Annotated in this window: 4 protein-coding genes and 2 pseudogenes; 1 reads left to right on the forward strand and 5 read right to left on the reverse strand. The window is 49.5% G+C overall.

What is annotated here, in order from left to right:
* Nucleotides 1–132: 132 nt before the first annotated feature.
* From aadA1 to dfrA16, 5 genes and pseudogenes are all read right to left on the reverse strand, one after another.
* Nucleotides 133–971 (reverse strand): annotated as a pseudogene (aadA1, locus tag FTV41_RS13525) (ANT(3'')-Ia family aminoglycoside nucleotidyltransferase AadA1).
* A 92-nt stretch (nt 972–1,063) separates the two neighbouring features.
* Nucleotides 1,064–2,323, reverse strand: a complete 1,260-nt coding sequence (locus tag FTV41_RS13530; RefSeq protein WP_001256773.1) for a chloramphenicol efflux MFS transporter CmlA6 — start codon at nt 2,321–2,323, stop codon at nt 1,064–1,066.
* A 214-nt stretch (nt 2,324–2,537) separates the two neighbouring features.
* Nucleotides 2,538–3,376, reverse strand: a pseudogene (locus FTV41_RS13535) (AadA family aminoglycoside 3''-O-nucleotidyltransferase).
* A gap of 117 nt (nt 3,377–3,493) precedes the next feature.
* Nucleotides 3,494–4,360, reverse strand: coding sequence for a PSE family carbenicillin-hydrolyzing class A beta-lactamase CARB-2 (locus FTV41_RS13540; RefSeq protein ID WP_001931474.1), 867 nt, complete (start codon nt 4,358–4,360; stop codon nt 3,494–3,496).
* A 164-nt stretch (nt 4,361–4,524) separates the two neighbouring features.
* The gene (gene dfrA16, locus FTV41_RS13545) at nt 4,525–4,998 is read right to left on the reverse strand and encodes a trimethoprim-resistant dihydrofolate reductase DfrA16 (protein WP_032490158.1); all 474 of its coding nucleotides are present in this window, start codon (nt 4,996–4,998) and stop codon (nt 4,525–4,527) included.
* Between the two features lie 155 nt (nt 4,999–5,153).
* On the opposite strand from dfrA16, the gene FTV41_RS13550 reads away from it, so the two are divergent.
* A partial coding sequence (locus FTV41_RS13550) for a class 1 integron integrase IntI1 (RefSeq protein WP_004155235.1) occupies nt 5,154–5,375 on the forward strand: 222 nt, incomplete at its 3' end.

Raw genomic sequence — 5,375 nt, forward strand, 5'->3', positions numbered from 1 at the left:
AAAGCCAGCCTTTCATGATATATCTCCCAATTTGTGTAGGGCTTATTATGCACGCTTAAAAATAATAAAAGCAGACTTGACCTGATAGTTTGGCTGTGAGCAATTATGTGCTTAGTGCATCTAACGCTTGAGTTAAGCCGCGCCGCGAAGCGGCGTCGGCTTGAACGAATTGTTAGACATTATTTGCCGACTACCTTGGTGATCTCGCCTTTCACGTAGTGAACAAATTCTTCCAACTGATCTGCGCGGGAGGCCAAGCGATCTTCTTCTTGTCCAAGATAAGCCTGTCTAGCTTCAAGTATGACGGGCTGATACTGGGCCGGCAGGCGCTCCATTGCCCAGTCGGCAGCGACATCCTTCGGCGCGATTTTGCCGGTTACTGCGCTGTACCAAATGCGGGACAACGTAAGCACTACATTTCGCTCATCGCCAGCCCAGTCGGGCGGCGAGTTCCATAGCGTTAAGGTTTCATTTAGCGCCTCAAATAGATCCTGTTCAGGAACCGGATCAAAGAGTTCCTCCGCCGCTGGACCTACCAAGGCAACGCTATGTTCTCTTGCTTTTGTCAGCAAGATAGCCAGATCAATGTCGATCGTGGCTGGCTCGAAGATACCTGCAAGAATGTCATTGCGCTGCCATTCTCCAAATTGCAGTTCGCGCTTAGCTGGATAACGCCACGGAATGATGTCGTCGTGCACAACAATGGTGACTTCTACAGCGCGGAGAATCTCGCTCTCTCCAGGGGAAGCCGAAGTTTCCAAAAGGTCGTTGATCAAAGCTCGCCGCGTTGTTTCATCAAGCCTTACGGTCACCGTAACCAGCAAATCAATATCACTGTGTGGCTTCAGGCCGCCATCCACTGCGGAGCCGTACAAATGTACGGCCAGCAACGTCGGTTCGAGATGGCGCTCGATGACGCCAACTACCTCTGATAGTTGAGTCGATACTTCGGCGATCACCGCTTCCCTCATGATGTTTAACGCCTGAGCTCAGCCGACCGAAACCGCGTAGCGGTTTTGGGTCGGCTGCAGCGATTTGTTGGGCGATAGCTTGCCACATTCTCTCAACGATTGGGATTTGATGTACTTTCCGCACTTTGTAGCGCGACCACATCATGCTCCCCCTGGCCGCGAGAGCCCTTCACTCGGGAAACACAAGACAGACCGAGCACGACTGTTGCAAGGGTCAAACAGTACACGACAACCGGCCAAGCCGTGTTGCGCGGCAACAGCGAAATGATCAACGTTCCGATGCTTCCTAGCAGTACACCGCCCAAGCAGAAGTAGACTGCCGTGACCGTTCCAGCAACATGGTCGAATCCTCGAAGAGCGCCATTGGGCGCCACAGATACCGCTGTGGCGACACCAATACCCACTAGCCACATTGGAGCAATAAAGCCTAACACGGACTGCAAAGCCCATATTTCGGTGATGGCAAGCAATACTGCTCCAGCTATCAGGCATCCCATTCCCATTCGCAAGACACTTGGGCTGCCCCACTTGGGTATCACACGCCCCATAAAACGAGCCGTAAACACCATGGCAATTGCCACTGTGGCGAACAGCAGGCTGAAGCCAAGCTGAGACACACCTTGCCTGCCCATCATTAGTCCGGGCGCAATGGAGAAAAAGACGAAGAAGCTACCCATTCCAGCGGCGTAACACAACGTGTACAACCAGAAGTTCAGGCACTTAACGGGGAGTAGCAGCTGCGACCATTGCAAGCCCGCAACTCGTTGCACCCGGGTTTCAGGCCAGAATCGCCACGCTGCTGCAGATGCAGCGATCATGCCCAAACCTAGAAACGCAAAGATAGCCCGCCACCCAAGCCACATGTCGACGAGCGCTCCGAGCAATGGGCCTACCGCCGGGACTATGGCCAGCATGGATCCGAGTATGCCGTAAATGACATTACTTTCCTCGCGACCTGCGTAAATGTCACGTACTGTTGCAAATGTGGAAACAAGGCACGCCGAGGCACCACAAGCCTGAAGAATCCGAAGCCCCAGAAAGACTTCAGCCGATGACGTAAGAGCGAGGCCCATTGACGCCACAACGTAGGCGAGGCCACCTCCCAGTAGAACGGGGCGGCGCCCCAGTCGGTCCGATAGCGGTCCAAACAAGAGCTGACCGGCACCAATCATGACCAAGTACGTTGTCAGCGTAAGCTGAATTGTGCTCGCTGTCGTACCAAGCGCGTTTGGCATAAACGGCACTGCTGGCAAGTACATGTCCATGCCGAGTGATGCCAATAAATCGAACGGTGATAACAACAACACCGTGGCGGCAAGGGAGTACCGCCAACTAAAGTTTTTTGAGCGCACGAAACCATCTCCTTGAACAAAGGATTTGGCGGCGCTCCCGTAGAGCAAAAGGATTCATGAGAACGCCGCAACAACCGAAAAATGAAGGTTGCTGCGGCTTACTTGTCTGCGTTCTTGGAAGTGCTCATCTGCTGACTATCTCATGATTAAATTTGAATCGTAACAACTTTCAAGCAACTCTGCAAGGAGCCTTATTGTGCGCCCAACGCCGGAGTTAAGCCGCCGCGCGTAGCGCGGTCGGCTTGAACGAATTGTTAGACATCATTTACCAACTGACTTGATGATCTCGCCTTTCACAAAGCGAATAAATTCTTCCAACTGATCTGCGCGTGAGGCCAAGTGATCTTCTTTTTGTCCCAGATAAGCTTGCTTAGCTTCAAGTAAGACGGGCTGATACTGGGCAGGTAGGCGTTTTATTGCCCAGTCGGCAGCGACATCCTTCGGCGCGATTTTGCCGGTTATTGCGCTGTACCAAATGCGGGACAACGTAAGCACTACATTTCGCTCATCGCCGGCCCAGTCGGGCTGCGAGTTCCATAGCTTCAAGGTTTCCCTCAGCGCCTCGAATAGATCCTGTTCAGGAACCGGGTCAAAGAATTCCTCCGCTGCCGGACCTACCAAGGCAACGCTATGTTCTCTTGCTTTTGTAAGCAGGATAGCTAGATCAATGTCGATCATGGCTGGCTCGAAGATACCCGCAAGAATGTCATTGCGCTGCCATTCTCCAAATTGCAGCTCGCGCTTAGCCGGATAACGCCACGGGATGATGTCGTCATGCACGACAAGGGTGACTTCTATAGCGCGGAGCGTCTCGCTCTCGCCAGGGAAAGCCGAAGCCTCCATAAGGTCATTGAGCAATGCTCGCCGCGTCGTTTCATCAAGCTTTACGGCCACAGTAACCAACAAATCAATATCGCTGTATGGCTTCAGGCCGCCATCCACTGCGGAGCCGTACAAATGCACGGCCAGCAACGTTGATTCCAGATGGCGCTCAATGACGCTTAGCACCTCTGATAGTTGGTTCGAAATTTCGATGGTCACCGCTACCCTCATGATGTCTAACGCCGCCATAAGTTGCGGCTTTGGAGTTGATTGTTTTGTGGTAGCGTAGCGTTAAACCACAAAACAAGCGACGGAAAAGCCGTCAACTTGATGGCCTTGTTAGCCTTATCAGCGCGACTGTGATGTATAAACGTCAAAAATTGAATGACCAATTTTAACAATCGCATCATTTCGCTCTGCCATTGAAGCCTGTGTTTGAGCTAGATAGATGCTCACAATAATTGGGGCTTGATGCTCACTCCACACAACTGCTGTAATACTCCGAGCACCAAATCCGCCAGCACCTGAGCGATCCGCAATGTTCCATCCCGCCGGCAATACTGAACGTAGTAAATTACCAGTGACTTGATTGTTCACCATCCAAGACTCTAATTTTTTCTGGTTCATTTCAGATAGCGCGGAACCAAATAAAAATTTATTCAAAGTACTGGCTATTGCCTTAGGAGTTGTCGTATCCCTCAAATCACCGAGCTTACCTTCATTTAAATCAGGCTCAATACGGTCTAGACGAGTCTCTTTGTCCCCAATTTGTCTTAAAAAATCAGTAACGCCTTTGGGGCCACCTACAGCACTTAGGATGATATTTGCCGCAGTATTATCACTTGTAGTCATAGTTGCGAAGCACGCATCATCGAGTGTGATTGCCTGCCCTACTTGCTTTTCTATTACAGGGGAATAGGTCACAAGATCTGCTTTCTTAATCTCGACTGTACTATTGGGATTAACTTTTCCTTGCTCAGCATCATATAGTAATTTAGCGCAAGCTATTGTTTTAAAAGTACTTGTTAACGGGAAGCGCTGATTGCCATTGTAATCCCAATATTCTCCATTTTGAGTATCAAGAACGGAAACACCTATACGAGCAGAAAGAGAAACTTCAATTGCCTTAACGTCTTGTTCAACTTGCTGAAACTTTGAACTACTTGCAAAAACCACGGATGGTATTAAAAGCGAAAATGCCAATAAAAACTTCATGTAAGTAACCCCATAATTTTGATTGTCACACATTTTATATAAAAGCATGAGGCTCCATAATATGGCTAACGCCCGCCTCAACTGCCGGAGGTTAATGGCGCCTTTTTTGCAGCTCCACCGCAAAAAAAGGTGACAGTAACCGGAGGTCAGATTGCAGGCGCTTGTTAACTCTTTTGCCAGATTTGATAACAATAGTTAATGTTAGACTCGAAATCTTGCTCAAATACCAACTTGAATGTATCTGGGATTTCAGGAAAAACTATGTCTCCATCTCGCTCGATGTCGACTGTTGAAATATGCAAAGTATCTACTTTGGAAATCAAGCTTTTGTATATTTCACCACCACCAGAAACGATAACATGATCCGTGATTTCCTCTAAATTTATTAAGGCATCCTGAATTGAGGAGAAAACCATTACACCCTCATCATTCGTAGAAAAATTAGAGCGAGTTACAACTGCATACTTTCGATTTGGGAGAGCGCCCATTGACTCAAAAGTTTTGCGTCCAACTAAAAGCCATTGATTATATGTAATTGCCTTAAATAGAAGTTGCTCGCCTTTGGCGCTCCATGGAATATCTGGTCCATTACCGATAATACCGTTCTTCGACTTGGCAGCCATTAGTGATAACTTCACGATTTCTCCCTCGAGTTAACTTTGTTTTAGGGCGACTGCCCTGCTGCGTAACATCGTTGCTGCTCCATAACATCAAACATCGACCCACGGCGTAACGCGCTTGCTGCTTGGATGCCCGAGGCATAGACTGTACAAAAAAACAGTCATAACAAGCCATGAAAACCGCCACTGCGCCGTTACCACCGCTGCGTTCGGTCAAGGTTCTGGACCAGTTGCGTGAGCGCATACGCTACTTGCATTACAGCTTACCAACCGAACAGGCTTATGTCCACTGGGTTCGTGCCTTCATCCGTTTCCACGGTGTGCGTCACCCGGCAACCTTGGGCAGCAGCGAAGTCGAGGCATTTCTGTCCTGGCTGGCGAACGAGCGCAAGGTT

The sequence above is a fragment of the Acinetobacter sp. YH16051 genome, assembly GCF_013417135.1.
GTDB classification, from domain to species: Bacteria; Pseudomonadota; Gammaproteobacteria; order Pseudomonadales; family Moraxellaceae; genus Acinetobacter; species Acinetobacter towneri.